A 19,819-nucleotide genomic window follows, 5' to 3' on the forward strand; every position below is an offset into this window, starting at 1 on the left:
CAGCACGCTTGTCGACCGGATTCAGCCGGCATGTTCGGCGATCGCCCGCGGCGTGCGATGGGCATGCGCGCACAGCATCACGCCGGCCATCAGCAACACGATGGCCAACGCTTCCAGCAGCGACGGCCAACGCTGTTGCCAGGCGAAGGCATACAGCAGTGCGAACAGCGTTTCGAACACGATCATCTGGCCAGTCAGGGTCAGCGGCAGCAGGCGGCTGGCGCGGTTCCAGAATGCGTTGCCGAGGATCGAGGCCACCACTGCCACACCGGCGCTGATCGCCCAGAACCCACTCCACTGCGCCGCCGAATGGCTGCCGGTGTGACCGATGAAGGCCATCGGCACCAGCAGCAGGGCCAGGCCGCCAGTCGTCACGCCGGTCAGCAGCGACCAGTCGTGGCTGGACAGATCCGGTCGGCGCGCCAGCCAGCGGCTGTTGCCGATCGAGTACAACGCCCACGAGAACAGCGCGCCGAACGCGCACAGCAGGCCGATCAGGCGCTGCCGCCACGGGGTGGCCAGGTGCTCGGACATCAGCGCTTCCCAGCCAACCAGTCCCACGCCGAGCACGCACAGGCCCAGCGCCGGCAGCAGCTGCCTCAGCGGCACCGCCCCCTGCTCGCGCACGCCAACGAGGGTGACCACCACTGGGATCAGGCCGACAATCAAGGAGGCTGCAGCGCCACCAGCCCACTGCACCGCCACGGCCAGCAGCAGGAAATAGACCAGGTTGCCTGCCAGGCTCAGCCACAGCAGGCCGGTCCATTCGGCACGGCCCAGCCGCGGTGCCAGCCGCTTCCATCGCGGCAGCAGCAGGGCGACTGCCATCAGGCCATAGACCAGGTAGCGACCAGCGGACAGTTGCAGCGCATTGAAGGACTGAAGCACGGCAGGTGCGAGAAAGACCACGCCCCACAGCGCGCCGGCGGCAATGCCGTTGGCGATGCCCAGGGCCATCGGGTTGTTGCGCATTCGGGTTCTTCGGGGGAGAGAACGGGCCGCGCAGTGTAAGCGCTGGCCGGTAGGGGCTCTTGACCCAGGCTATTGCCTTGTCATCTCTGTAGAGCCGAGCCACTGCTCGGCTGCGATTGGCCGCTGTGCAGATAAGGGCAGCCGAGCGTGGGCTCGGCTCTATAGATCAGCCGGCGCTCCTGCGCCACGCAGCCGGGGTCTGGCCACACTCGCGGCGCAGCGCACGAGTCAGTGCGCTCTGCTCGGAATAGCCTGCGGCCAGCGCGATATCGCTGATCGGCGCCGTACTGGTGCGAAGCTGGTGCTTGGCCCAGCGCAGCCGGCACGCGCTGAGCCAGGCCTGCGGGCTCAGCCCGAACTCGCGCTGGAACAATGCGTGCAACCGGCTCTCGCTGACACCGACAAATCCGGCCATCCGGGCAACCGGCCAGGCCCGGCCGGGATCGGCCTGCACCGCCGCACACAGGCCCTGCATGCGCGCGCCACTGCCCGCCGGTGCAAACACCTGCAGCAGCTGCGGCAGCAGCGCCGGCATCGGCTGCCCTGTCTGCACGTCGGCCAGGCACCGGCGCAACGCCAGCGGCAGATGCAGCCAGCGCTGCCGGCACAGATGCTCCTGCGTGCCGTCATCAAGCACGCCTGGAGGACAATCAACGATCACGAAACCATTGGGGCCGTCCGCCATCTGGTCATGCGCTTCGCCGGCAGCAACAAATGCCCCCTGCAGCAGGTCCAGCCGACCGCCGCGCCCTTCCATCTCGAACTGCAGCTCGCCCTGCAGCGGCAGAACCCACTGCGCGTAGTCATGGCGGTCCAGGCCGGTGGCCTGCCCGTAGTGCCGCAGATGGAAGATGGCGCCCATCCGGGCAGTGTGCGCGTGTAACAACGGCCGTGCAAACCGCTGCTATAGTCGGTCCGTCATCCAACGCAGGGAGTGCAGGTCATGACCCATCAGCAGCTGTCCCTGGTGCTTGCCACCAGCCTCGGCCTGGCGCTCACCGCCCCGGCCTCCGCTCAGGAACGTACCCCACCGGCGCCGCACTGCATGGACGCGGTCGGCGTCCAGGAAGTGGAGCAGGCGTCACCGCGTTCAATCGCCCTGCGAGCCGCCTCGGGCCAGGCTTATCGGATCGACTTCAGCGAGGAGTGCCCCGGCGTCCGCGGTGCCACCACGCTGAAACTTGAGGCGCCCGCTGGCTGGGCCTGCGGTCGCCCCAGCGAGCGTGTGGTGGTCGATGGCCGCAGCTGCGCGATCAGCGCGGTGACCCCCGTGCAGGATCGCGACTACGCCAACGTGGCCCGCGACAGCGACCGCCTGCGCATGGCCACCCTGCCCGCCCTGACCATCCGCGAGCGCAGGGACATCCGCCGCAGTTTCGGTGGTTCGCCGTCGTACTGCTTTGCCACGCGCAACGTGCGCGCGTGGTCGTCCGACCCGCAGGGCATGCTGGTGGAGACCAATCCGCATCGCAATGGTGGTCACCGCTACTATCGCGTGGAGCTTGGCAGCCACTGCCGCCAGCTCGACCGTGCGCCACAGCTGAGCTTCCACTCCGGGATGCAGAACGGCCTGATCTGTGGCAATCCGGGCGATCGCATCCTTACCGCCGGATTCGAGAAGGGTGACCTGCGCAACGATGCACTGGCGCCGCTGCCGCAGTACACCCACGGCGGCTGCACGATCCAGGCGGTCTATCCGGCTTCCAGCCAGGCGTCGAACTAACCGTCGACGGCGAGGAAGGTGAACGGTGCGCTGGGTACGAACTGGCCCAGCGCATCGCCGGCAAAGGTGTTGCGCTGGTCCTTGCCGAGGTCCAGCTTGAGGACCTGGCCGCCGAAGTCGACCTTGTTCAGATCAACCCAGAAGGTGTTCGGGGTCAACGCCGACTCGAAGAAGTACAACCGCCGCTTGTGGTCGGCTACGGTGCGCCAGCGCGTGGAAGAAATGTTCGGCTCGCCTGGCGTGGTGATGCCATACGGCACCGATGCATTGCGGATCACGCTGAACACGCTGGCCAGCGCCATCACCGGGTCTTCGGACTTGGGAATGGCATTGATGTAGAACGAGGCGCGGGCGAAGCGGTCGGCGGAACGGTTGGTACCGGGCAGCATCACCGTGCCACCGATCTGCTGCCAATAGCTGTTCAGCGCCAGCTGGTGCTCGAAGATCGGCGAGTTGGTCATCACCTGGTAGCGCCGGTCATGATGGATCACCTGGCGACCGCCGATGTATTCGACGATCGCGCTGTCGCCGCTGGCATCGGACAGCGACAGGTGCAGCGTCGCCTGGCGGTCTTCGCCGGGCACCTTGTCGGTGACGATCGAGTACGGCTCGCGCTTCAACGCGGTGACCGCCTCTTCAACGGTAGCGAAATTGTCCAGCACATACTGCGCCCACAGCGAAATCGCCAGGCCCGGCTTGTTGCCACGCTTCTGCGGATACTCCGATTCGACCAGCCACAGCAGGTTGGCCACCAGGCCCTTTTCGTTCATGCCATCGGTGGTCGACACGTCGTAGCCGGTGGCCACCACGCTGCCGTAGCGCGCGGTCCACGCCAGCGACTTCGGGCCGGCCTGGCCGGTGCGCGCAATGCCGCGCGGCAGTATGTAGAGGTTGGTCGCCACATCGACCTTCCAGTCCATCGAGCGCGCGGTGATCACATCGCCGTTGTCACCCAGGTACACCGCACGCGTGCAGGCCAGTGCCGGCGTGGTCGCGGACGCCAACGCCACGGCCAGCATCACCTTTCCTTTCCAGTTCATCCGTGCCATGCACTACGCTCCTTTCCCCGTGATGCATGATCTGATCCGATCCAGGGTGACACCGGAGTGAAGCCTCAGCGCACGAACCGATCGTGCGCCCAGAAGCCCAGGACCATGGCAGGCACGAACCACAGCGCCTCGCGCGATGCCGCCGCCAGCCCCGCGATGGCCGGGCCCGGGCAGTAGCCGGCCCATCCCCAGCCGATACCGAACAGTGCGGCACCCAGCAGTAGACGCGTATCGACATCGCGCGCGGTGGGCAACTGGAAGCGCATCGCGAACCACGGCCGCGCGCGCCGCAGCGCCCAGCGCTGGCCGGCCGCACTGACCAGCAGCGCCGACCCCAGCACCCATAGCAGGGTGGGATCGAAATCCCCGGTGACATCAAGGAAGCCGAGCACGCGACGCGCATCGGTCATGCCGGAAAGGGCCAGGCCTGCGCCGAACAGCGCACCCGCTACAGCGGCAGCAGCCCTCGGACGACTCATGCCAGGGCTCCACCGTGCCGGACCAGGAAGGTCGTCAGCATCGCGAACGCCATGAATAGCAGCACCGCCAGCGACGATCGCTTCGAACCGCGCGCCAGGCCACACACGCCGTGGCCACTGGTACAGCCGCTGCCCAAGCGGGTGCCGAAGCCGACCAGCAGGCCGGCGCCGACCAACTGCCAGGCCGGCAATGCATCACGCAGCAGTGCGCGCGGCGATGCCGCGGGCACCGACTGCCACCACAGCACCAGCCCCGCCGATGCCAGCAGGCCGGCCAGGAATGCCCAGCGCCAGCCACGCTCGCCTTCGGCTGCCCGCAGGCTGCCCGCGGCGATGCCGCTGATGCCCGCCACGCGCCCGATGCTGGCCAGCAACAGCACCGCAGCGGCACCGATCAAGGCGCCGCCGGTGACCGCACCCCAGGGCAGGTTCATGCCCCACCCTCTTCGCCACCGCACATGGAATTGCCCCTTAATTTAGACTACTCTAAATTAGATCATTCTAAACAAAGGAGTCAACATGGTCCGGTCCCTGCCCGACGGCGCAGCCATGGCCGAACACGCTTCAGAGGCAGCCACGCTGCTCAAAGGCCTGGCCCACCCCGCCCGGCTGCGGGTGTTGTGCCGCCTGGTCGAAGGCGAGGCGGCAGTAGCGGAGCTGCAGGCGCTTACCGGGCTGAGCGCGTCGGCGCTGTCCCAGCACCTGGCGGTACTGCGCGCGATGAAGATCGTGGCAACCCGGCGCGAGGCACAGGCGATCCACTACCGGGTGGTCGAAGGGCCTGCGCTGGGTGTGCTGCAGGCCCTGCACGCTGCCTACTGCGGCCGGGCGTGAGGTTGAATGTCAGCCGGCATGCAGCGCCGGCTGCACCACCGTGTCCAGCAGGTCGACCGGTGTCGGCGCCGCGCGATCCCCCTCCAGCGCCCGGCTGAAACCGGCCCAGTCGCTGGATGACAACTGGCGCAGCAGCGCTGCCTCCACCGGCAACGCCCGCATCGACCAGTAGGGAAACTGGCGCTGGCCGAGGCGGCCTCGCGCCAGCTCGATGATGTCGATGTGACTGCCGGCCTGGAGAATGCGCTCATACACCGAGTCGATGCCATCCGGCGGCCCCTCGATGTACTGCAGGAAACGATTGCCATCGTGCAGCAGCACTCCGGTCACCCCCGCCATCTTGTTGAAACGCGCAGCGTCTTCGACCAGCGCCTGCAGGCGTTGGCTGGAGAGCTCCGGCAGCGCCCGGCTGATGTAGGCGATGGCGCGCAATGGCATGGTGCTTCCTTGGCTGGGTGTGAACGCACGGTAGCAGTTGCGGACGAGTCCGTCTCAATACGCCCGCCCGTTCCCTGAAGAATTCAGGTTGCGATGGCGCCCGCCCCGTCCCACCGCCGCGGCAGCACGGCCTCGAACACGACCTGGCCTGCCTCGTTGCGCGCCCCGATCCGGCCGCCGTGCGCGCGCACGAACTGATCCACGATGTACAGGCCCAGCCCCAGTCCCTTGCTCTGGTGGAAACTGGCCTTGAACGGCTCGAACAAGCGCGGCAACAGCGCCTCATCGATATGGCCGGCATTGCTCACCCGCAGCACCACCGCGCGGGCATCGTTGCCATCCAGCTGCACGTGTGCCTCGCTGCCATGCGTCAACGCATTGCCCACCAGGTTTGCTGCGATCTGGCCCAGGCGGTCCATGTCGCCTTGCAGGCGCGTGTCGCCGACGGCGTCGAAACGAATGCGCTCCTGACCGTGGGCACTGCCCGCTTCGGCGATCACCGCACGGGTGACCTCACGCAGGTCGCAGGCGGTAGCCTGCAGCCGCAGGCCACCACTGCGGATCCGCGAAAAGTCCAGCAACTGCTCGACCATCCGCGCCATGCGCAGGGTACTGGCCTCCAGATGCGCCAGTGTCTGCTGCGCGCTGCTGTTGTTCGCCGGAAGCTCCAGCGCCAGCTTGTCGGCACACAACAGGATCGCCGACAGCGGCGTGCGCAGGTCGTGGGTCAACACGGCGGCCATTGTCTCGTTGAGCTTCAGCGCCCGCTCGAGCGCCTCGTTGCGGGCCTTCAGCAGCTGGCGCTGCTGGTACAGCTCGATGAAGACGTTGACCTTGCTCAGGATGACCTGTGGTGCCACCGGCTTGTGCAGGAAATCCACCGCACCGGTTTCGTAGCCCTTGAACGCACGCAGCGGATCGTCCGGCGAGGCGGTCAGGAAGATGATCGGCACCGTGCGGCTGCGATGCGAGCCGCGCATCAGTTCGGCCAGGGTGAAGCCATCGATCTCGGGCATGTGCACATCGAGCAACGCCAGCGCCACCTCGTGCTCCAGCAGCAGCTCCAGCGCCTCCGCGCCCGAACCGGCCAGCAGCAGGTTCACGCCCTCGCGCTGCAACAGCGCCTGCATGGCCACCAAATTCTGCGGCACGTCGTCGACGATCAGCAGGTTGACCGGGGACTGCGACTGCGCAGGGTCCGGCGGCAACAGGTTCATGCAAACAGCTCCTTCAGGCGACGACACATCAGTTCAAGGGGCAGCACGGCATCGGCACCAGCGTGCTGCAGGGCGGAGGCCGGCATCATCGATGCCTCGGCCTCCTCGGGACATTGCAGCCAGGCTCGACCACCGGCGCCGCGCACTGCGGCCACCCCTTCACTGCCATCGCTGCTGGCGCCGGTCAGCAGCAGGGCCAGCACCTGGTCGCCGAATACGGCCGCTGCCGATTCGAACAGCGGATCGATGGCCGGGCGCGAGAACAGCACCGGCGCGTCCACCGACAGCGCCAGCGAGCCGGCGTCTTCCACCAGCAGGTGGTAATCCGGCGGCGCGAAGGTCACCGTGCCACGCAGCAACGGCTGCTTGTCTTCGGCCTCGCGCACCGGCAGCGCGCAGTACGGTGCCAGCACTTCGGCGATGCGGCTGCTGCGATCGCGTGGCAGGTGCAGCACCGCCAGCACCGGCACCGGCAGCGTCGCGGGCAGCGCGCCGAGCACCGCCTGCAGGGCCGCGACGCCACCGGCCGAAGCCCCGATCACCAGTACGGCCGGGGGTGTCGGCGTGGCCATCAGGCCACCTTCCGGTACAGGCGATGCTCGCGCGAACAGACCTCGAACGCATCGTGGTGGCACCCGAACTGCAGCGACTCCTTGCTGCCCAGGCCCAGGAAGCCGCGGTGCACCAGCGCTTCACGGAACAGGCCCACCGCGCGGTCCTGCAGGTCGCGGTTGAAATAGATCAGCACGTTGCGGCACGACACCAGGTGTACTTCGGAGAACACCGTGTCGGTGGCCAGGCTGTGGTCGGCAAACACCACGTTGCGGCGCAGCTGCCGATCGAACACCGCGCCATCGTAAGCCGTGGCGTAGTAATCGGACAGCGACGCGGCGCCACCGGCCGCCAGATAGTTGCGGCTGAACTGCGCCATCCGGTCGATGCCATAAGCCCCGGCTTCCGCGGTGGCCAGCGCCGCTGGATTGATGTCGGTGGCGTAGACGATGCTGCGCTCGAGCAGGCCTTCCTCGTGCAACAGGATCGCCAGCGACCAGACTTCTTCGCCCGTGCTGCAACCGGCCACCCACAGCTTCACCGACGGATAGGTGCGCAGTACCGGCACTACCTGCTCGCGCAGCTCACGGAAATAGGCCGGGTCACGGAACATCTCCGAGACCTGCACGGTGAAGAACTGCATCGCCTGCGCGAACAGGTCCGGCTCGTGCAGCAGGCGGTGCTGCAGATCGGCCAGCCGCCCGCACTCATAACGCTGCATGGCCTGGCGGATCCGTCGGCGCAGCGACGACACCGCGTAACTGCGGAAATCGTAGTGGTAGCGCTGGTACAACGCTTCCAGCAGCACCTTCAGCTCCAGGTCGAACAGGGCCTGCTCGTTCATTGCCGCGAGCACCAGACCCGGCACAGCGATACCAGCTTGTCGACGTCGATGGGCTTGGCGATGTAGTCGTTGGCACCGGCCTGCAGGCAGCGCTCACGATCGTCCGGCATGGCCTTGGCGGTCAGCGCGATGATCGGCAGGTCCTGCAGGTGGCGTTGCGCGCGGATCTCCCGCATTGCGGCCAGCCCATCCTTCTCCGGCATCATGATGTCCATCAGCACCAGGTCGACCTCGCGCTCGGCCAGGCGATCCACCGCTTCCTGGCCATTGCGCGCGATCTCCAGGGTCACGCCCAGCGGTTCAAGCACACTGGACAGTGCGAAGATGTTGCGCACGTCGTCCTCGGCCAGCAGCACCGTCCGACCGTCGAGCACAGTATCGCGACGGCGCGCCTCGCGCAGCAGGCGCTGCTGGTCGGTCGGCAGGCTGGCCTCCACGCTGTGCAGGAACAGGGTGACCTCGTCCAGCAGGCGCTCGGGCGAACGTGCGCCCTTGATGATGATGCTCTTGGAATAGCGGCGCAGGCGCTGCTCTTCCTCGCGGCTGAGCGCGCGACCGGTGTAGACGATCACCGGCGGGAAACCGACATCGTCGTTGCCGGCCATGTGCTCGAGCAGGTCGTAGCCACTGCCGTCGGGCAGCGACAGGTCCATCACCATGCAGTCGAACGTGACCGTGCTGAGCTGTTCCAGTGCGCCGGCCAAGGTGCCCACCGCGACGATCTGCAGCTGGTCGCGGCCCAGCAACAGTTCCAGGTTGCGGCGCAGCTCGCTGTCGTCCTCGACGATCAGCAGCCGCCGCACGTCGCGTTGGCTGGTCTGTTCCAGCTGCTCGATGGCCGTCACCAGCCGCTCGCGCGTGGTCGGCTTGATCGCAAACCCGATCGCGCCCAGCTCGCGCGCCACCTGGCTGCGATCCGTGGCCGAGACCACATGCACCGGGATATGGCGGGTATCCGGGTTGCGCTTCAGGCGCTCCAGCACGCTCAGCCCCGACACGTCCGGCAGGCCGATATCGAGCAGGATGCCGTTCGGGCGCAGTTCGCTGGCCAGGGCCAGCGCCTCTTCCGCCGTGCCCGCCACCACACAGTCGAAGTCCAGTTCATGGGCCAGGGCCACCAGCGCTTCGGCGAACGTGGCATCGTCCTCCACCGCCAGGATCAGGCGACCGGCGCGCTGCCGGCGACCACGGTCGTCGGCCACGCCGGCCGTCGCAGTGACCGGCGCTGCCGCGCCCGCAACGCGCACGGGCGCGGCTGGCAGCACGGCCGGTGCCGCCGGCGGCGCTGCCAAGGGACCCTCGGCAGCGTCAGCCGCGCTCGCGGCGGGCGCACCCTGCAACGGCAGCTCCAGGATGAAGCAGCTGCCGCGTCCGGGCTCACTGTCGACCTGGATGCCACCGCCCATGCGCTCGGCCAGATCGCGCGAGATCGACAGGCCCAGCCCGGTACCGCCGTAGCGACGGCGGGTACTGCCGTCGGCCTGGCGGAAGGCTTCAAAGATGACGTCCAGCTGCTCGCGGGCAATGCCGATGCCGGTGTCGCAGACCTCGAACCGGATGCGGCCGTTGCCGCCGGCACGCACGTGCAGGCTGACCTTTCCATGCTCGGTGAACTTCACTGCGTTGGCCAGCAGGTTCTTCAGGATCTGCTGCAGCCGCTGGCTGTCGACCACCAGCTGGGTCGGTGCCAGCGCGTCGGCTTCGATCTGCAACGCCAGGCCCTTCTGCCGCGCCATCGGCTCGAAGGTCTCGCGCAGGCGCTGCAGCGCGCTCTCGACCACCACCACTTCATCGGACAGTTCGACGTGGCCGGCCTCGATGCGCGACAGGTCCAGGATGTCGTTGATCAACGCCAGCAGGTCGTTGTTGGACGAGAGGATCGCACGCGCGTACTTCACCTGCTCCTCGGTGAGCGTGCCATCCTTGTTGTCGGCCAGCAGCTTGGCCAGGATCAGCGAGCTGTTCAGCGGCGTGCGCAGCTCATGCGACATGTTGGCCAGGAACTCGGACTTGTAGCGCGAGGTCGCGGCCAGCTCGTTGCTGTTGCGCACCAGCTGGCTCTGCGCCACCAGCAGCGCCTGCTTCTGCGCCTCCAGCTCGTGGGTGCGCTCTTCCAGCTGCACGTTGCTCTGTTCCAGCTCGGCCTGCTGTTCTTCCAGGTGGCTCTGCGACTGGAGCAGGCTGCGGCTCTGCTCTTCCAGTTCTTCGTTGGCCACGCGCAGCTCTTCCTGCTGGGCCTGCAGCTCTTCACCCTGGCGCTGCGACTCTTCCAGCAGCACCACCAGCTGCGCACGCAGCAGCGATGCGCGCAGCGCCATGCCGACGGTCTCCGCACAGCGCTCCAGAAGTTCGCGATCCAGGTCACGCAGTTCGCCCACCTTGGCGCGACCCAGCTCGATGACCCCGACCACCGCGCCATCGCTGCTGATCGGCGCCAGGATGCGCTCGCGCACCGGCAACCGGCCGAGGCTGGTCTGCAGTTCAAGCACGGCGGCATCATCGCCGTGCAGGTGGCGGATGCGTTCATCACGAGCGACCTGCCCGGCCAGCCCTTCGTGAAGGGCCAGCGACGCTGGCGTTCCCGCAGGCAAGGCGACGCCACCGGTCAGCTGCAACCGCCCGCCTTCCAGTCGGTAGACCGCACCTACCTCCGCGCCGAGCTGCGCGGCCAGGCTTGTCGCTGCAGCCTCGGCGATCTGTTCCGGCCCCAGGTCACCGCGAAGGCTCGTCGCCACCGCGTTCTCGGCTTCCTGCAGCCAGAGCGCGCGCATTGCCTGGCGCCGGGCCTGGATCGCGCGCGAGACGATCAGTGCGATCATCAGGAAGGCACAGCCGCCAATGGTCCGGTTGACGAAGGAGAACGCCGAGTTGGAACTGGCGGGCGCGACGTTGAAGCCGATGACCAGCAGGAGGCAGGACAGCAGGGCCACCACGAACGGCGCCCGCGCGCTGCGCTGGAACACCGTGACGCCAACAGCCAGGAAGTAGGCCAGCCATACGGCATAGCCGAGCGGGACGACCAGTTCCAACGCGATGGTCGCGGCCAGCAGCACAGCGGACGTCATCCAGATCCAGCGGTCACGCGTAGTCGCACCAGGACGCATGCAGGTCGGTTCCAGAAGGCAAAGGGTGGAAGATGGTACTCCGTGTCGCATTCAGCCGCACAGGACAAATGGCACGTGTCAGGTGTGCACGCATCCTTCACACTTGAATGCCTAGCTTCACGTCCCTCACAGGGGTAACACTTATTTACACGTGGACGCAGCTGCCTCTACGACGTCCGTGCTGACGGACCCTTCCCGACAACTGCGACTGCTGATCGACAGCGTGCGCGATCATGCGCTGTACCTGCTTGATCCTGAAGGCATCGTCTGCAGCTGGAACCCCGGCGCCGAACGCATCAAAGGCTATTCAGCCGACGAAGTGGTGGGAACCCACTTCAGCCGCTTCTACCTGGCCAGCGACCGCGAGGCTGGCGAACCACAGCGCCTGCTCCGCGTCGCAGCGCAACAAGGGCATGTCGCCAGCGAGGGCTGGCGGGTACGCCGTGACGGCTCGTCGTTCCGCGCCAGCGTGGTCATCGAGCCGGTCGTCGAAGCGGGCGAACTGCTCGGCTTCGTCAAGATCACCCGTGACATCACCGAGCAGTGGCAGGCGCAACGGCTGCTGCGTGATGCCCAGCGTGCGCTGCGCAATACCCAGCAGTTCGAAACGGTCGGCCGGCTCAGCCGCGGCCTGTCGCACGAGTTCAACAACCTGCTGACCACCATCGGCAACGCGCTGGACCTGCTGTCGCTGCGCGTCAGCGGTGACGATGCACGCGCGGCCGAGCTGCTGGATGCCGCGCAGGCGGCCACTGACCGTGGCGCGCTGCTGACCCGCCAGCTGCTGGCCTTCAGCACCGGCCAGACCCTGATCCGCGAACCGGTGGACATCAATACGCTGGTGCGGCAGTGGCTGCCGGACCTGCAACGCGCCTGCCCGCCCACGGTGACGCTGGATGCCCATCTCACCCCCGGCCTGCCGCAGGTGAGCACCGATGCGATGCAATTGCAGACCGCCCTGGCAAACCTGGTGGCCAATGCCGTGGAGGCCACCGCCGATGGCGGCCGCATCCTGATCGGCACCGCACTGGAACATCGCCTCGACCCGGATGCGGACACCACGCTGCAACGCGGCTATGTCACCCTCAGCGTCTGCGACGAAGGCCACGGCATGGCCGCCGACATCGCCGAGCGGGCCAGCGAGCCCTTCTTCACCACCAAGGACATCGGCAAGGGCAGCGGCCTGGGCCTGAGCCAGGTGTTCGGATTCACTACCCAGAGCGGCGGCTTCGTCGATGTGTCCACCACCCCCGGTGTCGGCACCACGGTCAGCCTGCTACTCCCCGCAACAGAGGATGCAACCGATGACCGATGAACCGATCCGCGTACTGATGGTGGAGGACCAGAACGATCTGCGCGAGATGATCGGCATGGCGCTGCGCGATTTCGGCATCGAGGTATCCACCACCGCCGACGGCCATGAAGCTGCCGCGTTGCTGAAAGGCGACGCACGCTTCGACGTGGTGTTCAGCGATGTCAGCATGCCCAACGGCATGTCCGGTATCGAGCTGAGCGAGCATGTGGCGCGCGAACAGCCGCAGGCGCGGATGATCCTCTCATCCGGATACGCGCGCTCGCAGCTGCCGCCACTGCCCGATCAGGTGGAATTCCTGCCCAAGCCGTATCGTTTGCGCCAGCTGGTGGAGCTGCTGAAGCAGGATTGAGGAAGGCCGGTCAAGCGCTCGACGGCCCTCATCCCTGACGCCCCAACGGCTTGCAATTATCCTGCGGGCAATGCTGTGCCCTGAAGGCCGCCACGCCGGAGCAGCGTTCAGCCCGAGGTGCGCTGCATGAACAGAAGGTCGGGGGTCGAGAACGCTTCAACCTGCTGGAAACCGAGGTCCCGGTACAGCGCCACGGCAGCCGTGTTGTCACGATAGACGCGCAGGGTGAGCTGCTGCACATCCGCTTGGCCCAGGGCCTGTGCACTCAATGCCTGCATGAGCAGCCGGCCAAGGCCGCGCCCGCGTGCCAGCGGGGAAACGATGATGCGGCCCAGATGTGCGGTGCGGGCGTCAGTCATCCAGTATTGGCCGAATCCAACGCAGGTACCCTGCTCGTCCAGCAGCGCCCAGCCTGGGCGCGACCCGAGTTCGAGCACCTGCGCGAACCGTTCCGGCAGCAGGGGAAACGGCACACCGGGGCCTGCCCAGCGCCGGGTCGCCTCGGCTGATTCAGGCCAGTTGGCCACGATGGCGTAGTGCGACGGCTGGACGGGGCGAAGCTGGGGGCTCATGGCGTTCATGGCGCGTCATCTGCGCCAGGCCTACACGCTGCGCGGCCGCATTTGGGATCTGCCATAGGGCAATAGATTCCAGACGCGCCGCCATCACGCCCCGTGTGCCGCCGCACCCAGCCCAGCCCGGTTTCGCGTGTTCAAAGGCCTCGGCGCGTTTCCCGTTGCCCCGCCCTCTGAAGCGGGTGTTTTCGCGACTGATCGGGCGCGTGACCGGCAGCCACGCCCACGTGGATTCGCGTCATGGCCTGCGCGGCGGCGGCGCTGGGCTGTCTGGGGAGGACTGCCTGCCGCTGCCGTCCGGCGAGCGGTTGCCATGCGGCTGTAGCAGATGGTGACCCCGGCCCGATTCGAACGGGCGACCTTCCCCTTAGGAGGGGGACGCTCTATCCAGCTGAGCTACGGGGCCATTGGCAGCGGAGAAGGATACCTCGTCTGGCTGAATGGACCAAGCGCCGGGCGTTCTGCACAGCGCCCGGACTCGATATGCTGGCCCGCCGCGACCCGTTGTGAACTGGATGTCCGACGTCTGGCGAACCCTCTCCGCCCTTGGCGACAGCCGCTGGCTGCTGCCGATGGCCCTGGTGCTGCTGTTCACCCTCCCCCGCGCAGACGCACGCCTGAAATGGCGATGGCTGCTGGCCATCGCCGTCACCGCCGGCATCACGCTTGCTTCGAAGCTCGCCTTCATGGGCTGGGGGATTGGCATCAAGAGCATGCACTTCACCGGCGTCTCCGGGCATGCCGCGATGTCCAGCGTCATCTATCCGGTCGTTGGCGCGCTGCTGGCGGGGCCCGGCAAGCTCCCCCGGAGAATCGGCCTGGTCATCGGCGTGCTGCTGGCCACCGCCATTGCCTGGTCACGAATCCCGTTGCATGCGCATAGCCTTTCGGAGGTCATTGCCGGGCTGATGATTGGACTGGGGTGCAGCACGTGGGCAGTGCGTACCACATCGTTCATTGATCGACCTCCACCCATCGTAACTGTTGGCGCGGCGTTTGCTGGAATGATTTTGCCCCTTACCCTGCCCGATCTGCATACCCATCAGCTCGTGATTGCACTGGCGAAATCGATCTCCGGCAGGGCAGAAATCTTGCAGCATTTCTGAAATCCGCCTATTCGCTCCATCATTTTCTTCACTTTCCTTGACACAGCAGATGAACAGTCGTCAACATAGCGGTGGAAAAATTTCCCTCACGGAGTAGGAGACCCCGTAGATGAAGAAGATGATTGCCGCCCTCGCCCTGCTGGGCCTGTCCTCGCCGGTGTTTGCCCAGGAAGCTCCGGTTGCCACTGCGGAAACCAGCGCTGAAGTCGCTGGCGCAGAAGCGGCTGGCGCCGCCGCCACTGGCACCCTGACCACCGTCGCTACTGTTGGCCTGGGCATTGCTGCCGCTGGCGTGCTGTACAGCGTTGCCGCTGACAGCAGCAAGGACGATGCAGGCAACAACAATGGTGGCGGCACCACGCCTCCGGGTCCCGGCGGCACTACCGGCACTACCGGCACTACCGGCACCACCGGCACCAACTGATCCGCTGAGCAGATCAGGGTCATCACGCCCCCGCCGGGCGCAGATCTGGCGGGGGCTTTTGTTTTGCCCAGCAGGGCAAGGAAGAATCATCGATGGACTGCAAGCGTCTTTGCGCCGCTTTGGCGCTGGCCCTTTCCCTCTCCGGATGCATGTTTGCACCCGGCCAGCACATGCGTTCGAGCGCGTTCGCACGCGACGACCAGCCGGTTGGCAATGACCAGATCGAGCTGATTCCGATCACGCCGAAGCTCATCGCCATGGATCGGGCTGCACGCGATGTGCCCGGCCTACCGACAGCGCTGACCAGCTACCAGCCTGGCCCTTACGAGATCGGCGCCGGCGACGTCCTGTACATCACGGTTTGGGATCACCCGGAGCTGACCGTTCCGGCAGGCCCCCAGCAACAGCTCAATGCGGCGGGCCGTCCCGTCCAGTCCGATGGATCGCTGTTCTATCCCTATGTCGGCAAGATCTCTGCCGCAGGCAGGACACCGAGCCAGCTGCGCGAGGAACTTACAAGCAAGCTTGCGCGCTACATTGAAGCACCCCAAGTCGATGTCTCCATCCTGACCTATGCCAGCCAACGCGTCTGGGTCACTGGCGCGTCGCGCCAGGCCGCCACTGTGCCGCTGACCGTCACGCCGCTGACGCTGGGCGACGCAATCAGCCAGTCCGGACTGGACGCCACCCAGGCCGACCTGTCCGGCGTCCGGCTGACCCGCGACGGCGTCACCTACACCATCGACCTGGATCGCCTTGGTCGCCAGGGCGGCGGTGCCACGAATATTTTCCTGAAGTCCAGCGACCACTTGTACGTGCCTTACCTGGATCGCAAGGAAATTTTCGTGGTGGGCGAAGTCAACCAGCCCGGCGCGATGAGCTTCAAAACCAGCGACATTTCGCTCAGCCAGGCACTCGGCCGGGCACGCGGACTGCAGCAAAGCACCTCAAACGGAAATGCCGTCTACGTGATCCGCGGCTCGCAGGATCTGCAGAGCACGCCTTCCACCGTGTACCACCTGGAAGCCAGATCGCCGGCCGCGTTTGCCGTTGCCAGCCAGTTTGAACTGCTTCCCGGTGACGTTGTATTCGTCGGTGCGGCCGGGGTCACTCGCTGGAGCCGCTTTGTGAACCAGCTGCTTCCCTTCACGTCGATCATCAGTAACGCGGCAAGCGCGCGTAACGATCTCGACAATTGATGGCAGGCACAAGATGAGCAGGAGCGCTCTCGCCGCGCTATCGTCGGCGCAACGCGGCGTTGCCGCATTGCTGGTGATTGCATTCGGTCTATCGGGCTGCGGCGTGGTGGGCCGTACCAGCGTCAAGACGGCACAACTGGCCCTGCAAGGCCGCCCCGACATTACACCCAGCGCCGAAGAGGTCGCCAAGAAGCGCTATCCGCAGATCAAGGTGCTCGGTCCTGATGGCGGTGCCGTGCTGGTGCTGGGCAATATCGATGCCGGCCGCCAAGCCTGGTACAGCAGTGAGCGCAGCATCATCTTCCTGCACGACGGCCTGCTCGTCGGCACCTTTGGTGGCAGCCCCGAGCTGCAGAACATGTGGATCGAGGGCGATAACCCATTCAGGGCACTGCACAAGCTTGATCGTACAGTAATTGTGCATCGCCGCTACGACCTGATGCCGGGCTACCGCTATGGCGTGGAGGTGCAAGGCACGCTGCAGCCGATGGGCAGTGAAGCCATCGAGATTCTCGGCAAGCGCCGCAGTGTGCTGCACGTGCGCGAAACACAGCGCGGCAGGCACTGGAAGGCCGAGAATCATTTCTGGGTAGACCCGGATACCGGCTTCATCTGGAAGAGCCGCCAGGCAATCGCGCCAGGCACCAGCTTGGAAATCACCCAGCTCAAGCCCTATAGCCCGGATCTGCCACACCGATGAGCCCGCGTCTGCTTGCCCTGCTGCTGGGCACGATAACTGCAGCCACCGCCACGGCCGCTCCACAGGTATCGGTGGAGGTGATGGGTCATGTCAGCCATCCCGGCGTGCAGATCATGCCGGCCGGCGCACGCCTCAGTGATGCCATTCTGGCCGCAAGCCCACAGCCCTCCGCCTACCCATTGGCGGCCGCCTGGCTGCGTGCCTCCGAGCGGATCGCGCAGACTCGCCTGAAGACCGGTGTCCTGTTCGATCTAGCTCAACTGATGGAAGACACATCCGCCGACGCGGATGATGCAGGTGTCGCCCGCACCCTTGCGGACGACATCGAGCGCATGCCGGTCACCGGTCGTGTCCCCGCACTGTTGACCGCTCGCGCGATCGAAGTGGCAGACGCAAGCAACCGCCCCCTCGGCGACGGAGATCGCCTGGTCTATCCCGGACGTCCCACCACGGTGACCGTCGTGGGAGTCGTTGCCGAGCCCTGCACGCTGCGCCATGTTGCTCAGCAAGCGCCGCTAAACTACCTGCGCCACTGTCCTGCCCTGCGCGCCGCGAGCAAGGACTACCTGTACGTGATCGAGCCGGACGGCAGAGTCGAGAAGATCGGCATTGCGCTCTGGAATCGCTCAGCCCTTTCCACGCTGGCCCCTGGAGCAGTGCTGTACGTACCTTTGCGACCGAGCGCCCTGGCCAAGGTGAATCCTGGCCTCAATGAAGAAATTGCAAGCTTCCTCGCAACCCAGGTAATGGAATTACCGGGAGTTTCGCCTTGATCACCTCCAACTATAGGCCGCTGGCGCGCGCCGGCGTGGCCCTGCTCAGCCTGAGCATCAGCACTGTCCTGCAGGCACAGACCGCGCCTGCACCCACCGCAAGTGACTGGGGCGGTATCGGCTTGCTGCAGACGCCAACCGCACGCATGGCAGAAGAAGGCGAACTGGCGTTCACCGCCAGCCACACGTCGCCTTACAGTCGTTACAACCTCGTGCTGCAGCCGCTCCCATGGATGGAGGGCGCGTTCCGCTATGTATCGGTGGCAAATCGGCGCTATGGCCCGGAATGGCTCAGCGGCAGCCAGAACTACAAGGACAAGTCGATCGACGTGAAGATCCGCTTGCTGCAGGAAAGCCGCTGGGTCCCGGAAGTCTCCGCAGGCTTCCGCGACCTGGGCGGCACCGGCCTTTTCTCCAGCGAATACCTGGTGGCAAGCAAGCGGATCGGCGCCTTTGACGCGAGCCTGGGCGTGGCGACGGGCTACATCGGCAATCGGGGTGACTTCCGCAATCCCCTTGCTGCGTTGAATGATCGGTTTGAGACCCGACCACGCTCCACGGGCGCAGGAAAGTTCAACAGCAATGGCATGCTCCGTGGTCCGGTTGGCGTATTCGGCGGTGTCGCCTATCAGACGCCGTGGGAACCCCTTCAGCTGAAGCTCGAGTACGACGGCAACGATTACAAGCGCGAGCCGCAGAACAACCGGCAGGTTCAACGCAGCCCGTTCAATTTCGGGGCATCCTACGCCGTCAATCAGAATGTGCATCTGCATGCAGGCTGGGAGCGAGGTGACGTGGCCACTTTTGGCATCACGCTGCGAACCAACCTCGCGCAAGCCAGGTCAATGCCCAAGGTTCTGGATCCAGCGCCTGTCCCACTCAAGCGTCATGGATGGAATGGTGAGGCACGCACCGATGAGAGCAGCAACACGGATTATCAATCCCCGGATTGGAGCGCCGTGGCCAGCCAGCTTGATCAGAACGCCGGACTGCGCGTAAACCGCATCAGCCAACGAGGCTCAGAAATCATCGTTACCGGCGAGCAACGACGCTTCTATTACCCGGCACAGGGCCTGGGACGGACTGCTCGCGTTCTCGACGGCATCGCGCCAGCCAGCGTCGACTGGTTCACAGTGCAGAACACCCGCCTCGGCGTGCCGGTCGTCGAGACCAGCATGGAGCGCAAAGCGTTCGTGGACTATGTGAACAACAAGAGCGACCTCGGTACGTTGGCCGGGCATGTGGAGATGACCCCCCCGGCAAGCCAACGCAGGCAGACCCTCTACGAGGCGCCTCGTCACCGCTTCGACGGTGCATTCAACATTGGCTATCAGCAATCACTGGGCGGTCCCGACGGGTTCGTGCTGTTCCAGGTCGCCGGCACTTACGGCGCGAGCTTCTACTTCACGCGCAATCTGTGGCTCAGTGGCAACATCAGCTATAACGCTTACAACAACTACGACAAGTTCCGCTACGACGCCCCAAGCCGCCTGCCGCGGGTTCGAACGAACATTCGTCGTTACATGACGACTGAAGACCTGACGTTGCCCAGCTTGCAGCTGACCAGCACCCATCATCTCGGTCGAGACCTTTACGGCATGGCTTACGCCGGCATGCTGGAGTCAATGTATGCAGGCGCCGGCGGCGAGGTTCTCTATCGCCCGCTGGACGAGCGCTGGGCAGTGGGAGTCGAAGCAAACTGGGTGAAGCAGCGCGATTTCGACCAGCGATTCAGTTTCCGCGACTACAGCGTCGCTACCGGCCATGCAACCTTCTACTACCTGTGGGGTGACCAGCGGCGCGTGGTCAGCGCGCTGAGCGCCGGCCGATACCTCGCCAAAGACTGGGGCGCAACGCTCGCCGTCTCGCGCGCCTTTGACAACGGCGTAACGATGGGCGCCTACGCGACGAAGACCGATGTATCCTCTGCCGACTACGGCGAAGGAAGCTTTGACAAGGGAATCTACGTCTCGATCCCGTTCGATTTCCTGCTCCCACGATCGACGCGCGCACGTGCCAACTTCCTGTGGAATCCCCTCTACCGAGATGGAGGCGCAAGAGTTGGCCACAGCTACGGCCTTTATCAGATGACGTCTGAACGAGACCCTGGGTTCTTCTTCGACAACATCAATAGAATTGGCGATTAAGGGAACAGCTGCCTGCTCG

The 19,819-nt window shown here is 65.8% G+C and carries 21 protein-coding genes and 1 tRNA gene; 10 read left to right on the forward strand and 12 right to left on the reverse strand.

The window, feature by feature from the left end:
* Positions 1 to 21: 21 nt before the first annotated feature.
* Positions 22 to 972 carry a DMT family transporter gene (locus O0J15_RS04195; protein ID WP_308305132.1) on the reverse strand — a complete coding sequence of 317 codons (951 nt, stop codon included), beginning with the start codon at positions 970 to 972 and terminating at the stop codon, positions 22 to 24.
* Between the two features lie 166 nt (positions 973 to 1,138).
* Positions 1,139 to 1,834 (reverse strand): AraC family transcriptional regulator, encoded by a 696-nt coding sequence (locus O0J15_RS04200; protein ID WP_021202843.1) that lies wholly within the window; start codon positions 1,832 to 1,834, stop codon positions 1,139 to 1,141.
* An 81-nt stretch (positions 1,835 to 1,915) separates the two neighbouring features.
* On the opposite strand from O0J15_RS04200, the gene O0J15_RS04205 reads away from it, so the two are divergent.
* Positions 1,916 to 2,695, forward strand: a complete 780-nt coding sequence (locus O0J15_RS04205; RefSeq protein ID WP_308305133.1) for a DUF6491 family protein — start codon at positions 1,916 to 1,918, stop codon at positions 2,693 to 2,695.
* On the opposite strand, the gene O0J15_RS04210 is transcribed toward O0J15_RS04205, so the two are convergent.
* From O0J15_RS04210 to O0J15_RS04220, 3 genes are all read right to left on the reverse strand, one after another.
* Positions 2,692 to 3,744 (reverse strand): linear amide C-N hydrolase, encoded by a 1,053-nt coding sequence (locus tag O0J15_RS04210; RefSeq protein ID WP_308305134.1) that lies wholly within the window; start codon positions 3,742 to 3,744, stop codon positions 2,692 to 2,694. The genes O0J15_RS04205 and O0J15_RS04210 overlap by 4 nt on opposite strands.
* Before the next feature lie 65 nt (positions 3,745 to 3,809).
* Positions 3,810 to 4,223 (reverse strand): DUF6691 family protein, encoded by a 414-nt coding sequence (locus tag O0J15_RS04215; protein ID WP_019661402.1) that lies wholly within the window; start codon positions 4,221 to 4,223, stop codon positions 3,810 to 3,812.
* On the reverse strand, positions 4,220 to 4,657 hold the full coding sequence (locus O0J15_RS04220) for a YeeE/YedE family protein (protein ID WP_058982685.1): 438 nt from the start codon (positions 4,655 to 4,657) through the stop codon (positions 4,220 to 4,222). Before O0J15_RS04220 ends, O0J15_RS04215 begins: the two co-directional genes overlap by 4 nt.
* Positions 4,658 to 4,742: 85 nt before the next feature.
* On the opposite strand from O0J15_RS04220, the gene O0J15_RS04225 reads away from it, so the two are divergent.
* Positions 4,743 to 5,057 (forward strand): metalloregulator ArsR/SmtB family transcription factor, encoded by a 315-nt coding sequence (locus tag O0J15_RS04225; protein ID WP_019661400.1) that lies wholly within the window; start codon positions 4,743 to 4,745, stop codon positions 5,055 to 5,057.
* Positions 5,058 to 5,066: 9 nt separating this feature from the next.
* Here the strand turns inward: O0J15_RS04225 and O0J15_RS04230 are convergent, their stop codons facing one another.
* From O0J15_RS04230 to O0J15_RS04250, 5 genes are all read right to left on the reverse strand, one after another.
* Complete coding sequence (locus O0J15_RS04230) at positions 5,067 to 5,495, reverse strand: BLUF domain-containing protein (RefSeq protein ID WP_019661399.1); 429 nt, start codon at positions 5,493 to 5,495, stop codon at positions 5,067 to 5,069.
* Positions 5,496 to 5,578: 83 nt separating this feature from the next.
* Positions 5,579 to 6,712 (reverse strand): hybrid sensor histidine kinase/response regulator, encoded by a 1,134-nt coding sequence (locus tag O0J15_RS04235; RefSeq protein WP_308305135.1) that lies wholly within the window; start codon positions 6,710 to 6,712, stop codon positions 5,579 to 5,581.
* Positions 6,709 to 7,284 carry a chemotaxis protein CheB gene (locus O0J15_RS04240; protein WP_019661397.1) on the reverse strand — a complete coding sequence of 192 codons (576 nt, stop codon included), beginning with the start codon at positions 7,282 to 7,284 and terminating at the stop codon, positions 6,709 to 6,711. The genes O0J15_RS04235 and O0J15_RS04240 overlap by 4 nt, the downstream gene beginning before the upstream one ends.
* The gene (locus O0J15_RS04245; RefSeq protein ID WP_019661396.1) at positions 7,284 to 8,108 is read right to left on the reverse strand and encodes a protein-glutamate O-methyltransferase CheR; all 825 of its coding nucleotides are present in this window, start codon (positions 8,106 to 8,108) and stop codon (positions 7,284 to 7,286) included. Before O0J15_RS04245 ends, O0J15_RS04240 begins: the two co-directional genes overlap by 1 nt.
* Positions 8,105 to 11,212: a response regulator gene (locus O0J15_RS04250; protein WP_134731439.1), complete on the reverse strand. Its 3,108-nt coding sequence runs from the start codon at positions 11,210 to 11,212 to the stop codon at positions 8,105 to 8,107. Before O0J15_RS04250 ends, O0J15_RS04245 begins: the two co-directional genes overlap by 4 nt.
* A 178-nt stretch (positions 11,213 to 11,390) precedes the next feature.
* Between O0J15_RS04250 and O0J15_RS04255 the strand changes: the two genes are divergently transcribed.
* Positions 11,391 to 12,527 carry a nitrogen regulation protein NR(II) gene (locus O0J15_RS04255; protein WP_227844621.1) on the forward strand — a complete coding sequence of 379 codons (1,137 nt, stop codon included), beginning with the start codon at positions 11,391 to 11,393 and terminating at the stop codon, positions 12,525 to 12,527.
* Positions 12,517 to 12,876: a response regulator gene (locus O0J15_RS04260; RefSeq protein ID WP_021202849.1), complete on the forward strand. Its 360-nt coding sequence runs from the start codon at positions 12,517 to 12,519 to the stop codon at positions 12,874 to 12,876. The genes O0J15_RS04255 and O0J15_RS04260 overlap by 11 nt, the downstream gene beginning before the upstream one ends.
* Before the next feature lie 107 nt (positions 12,877 to 12,983).
* Here O0J15_RS04260 and O0J15_RS04265 read toward each other — a convergent pair whose 3' ends face one another.
* Both O0J15_RS04265 and O0J15_RS04270 read right to left on the reverse strand, forming a co-directional pair.
* The gene (locus O0J15_RS04265; protein WP_111099126.1) at positions 12,984 to 13,448 is read right to left on the reverse strand and encodes a GNAT family N-acetyltransferase; all 465 of its coding nucleotides are present in this window, start codon (positions 13,446 to 13,448) and stop codon (positions 12,984 to 12,986) included.
* Positions 13,449 to 13,780: 332 nt separating this feature from the next.
* Positions 13,781 to 13,857: transfer RNA gene (locus tag O0J15_RS04270), tRNA-Arg, on the reverse strand.
* Positions 13,858 to 13,966: 109 nt separating this feature from the next.
* On the opposite strand from O0J15_RS04270, the gene O0J15_RS04275 reads away from it, so the two are divergent.
* From O0J15_RS04275 to O0J15_RS04300, 6 genes are all read left to right on the forward strand, one after another.
* Positions 13,967 to 14,557, forward strand: coding sequence for a phosphatase PAP2 family protein (locus tag O0J15_RS04275; protein ID WP_308305136.1), 591 nt, complete (start codon positions 13,967 to 13,969; stop codon positions 14,555 to 14,557).
* A gap of 109 nt (positions 14,558 to 14,666) precedes the next feature.
* Positions 14,667 to 14,981 (forward strand): hypothetical protein, encoded by a 315-nt coding sequence (locus O0J15_RS04280; RefSeq protein WP_057496636.1) that lies wholly within the window; start codon positions 14,667 to 14,669, stop codon positions 14,979 to 14,981.
* A 92-nt stretch (positions 14,982 to 15,073) separates the two neighbouring features.
* Positions 15,074 to 16,180 carry a polysaccharide biosynthesis/export family protein gene (locus O0J15_RS04285; protein WP_057496637.1) on the forward strand — a complete coding sequence of 369 codons (1,107 nt, stop codon included), beginning with the start codon at positions 15,074 to 15,076 and terminating at the stop codon, positions 16,178 to 16,180.
* 13 nt (positions 16,181 to 16,193) lie between these two features.
* Positions 16,194 to 16,880, forward strand: a complete 687-nt coding sequence (locus O0J15_RS04290; protein ID WP_308305137.1) for a YjbF family lipoprotein — start codon at positions 16,194 to 16,196, stop codon at positions 16,878 to 16,880.
* Complete coding sequence (locus tag O0J15_RS04295) at positions 16,877 to 17,653, forward strand: capsule biosynthesis GfcC family protein (RefSeq protein WP_308305138.1); 777 nt, start codon at positions 16,877 to 16,879, stop codon at positions 17,651 to 17,653. Before O0J15_RS04290 ends, O0J15_RS04295 begins: the two co-directional genes overlap by 4 nt.
* Positions 17,650 to 19,800 carry a YjbH domain-containing protein gene (locus O0J15_RS04300; RefSeq protein ID WP_308305139.1) on the forward strand — a complete coding sequence of 717 codons (2,151 nt, stop codon included), beginning with the start codon at positions 17,650 to 17,652 and terminating at the stop codon, positions 19,798 to 19,800. The genes O0J15_RS04295 and O0J15_RS04300 overlap by 4 nt, the downstream gene beginning before the upstream one ends.
* The last annotated feature ends 19 nt before the right edge of the window (positions 19,801 to 19,819 follow it).

The sequence above is a fragment of the Stenotrophomonas sp. Sm10 genome (assembly GCF_030985515.1).
In the GTDB taxonomy this organism is placed as follows: Bacteria; Pseudomonadota; Gammaproteobacteria; order Xanthomonadales; family Xanthomonadaceae; genus Stenotrophomonas; species Stenotrophomonas hibiscicola.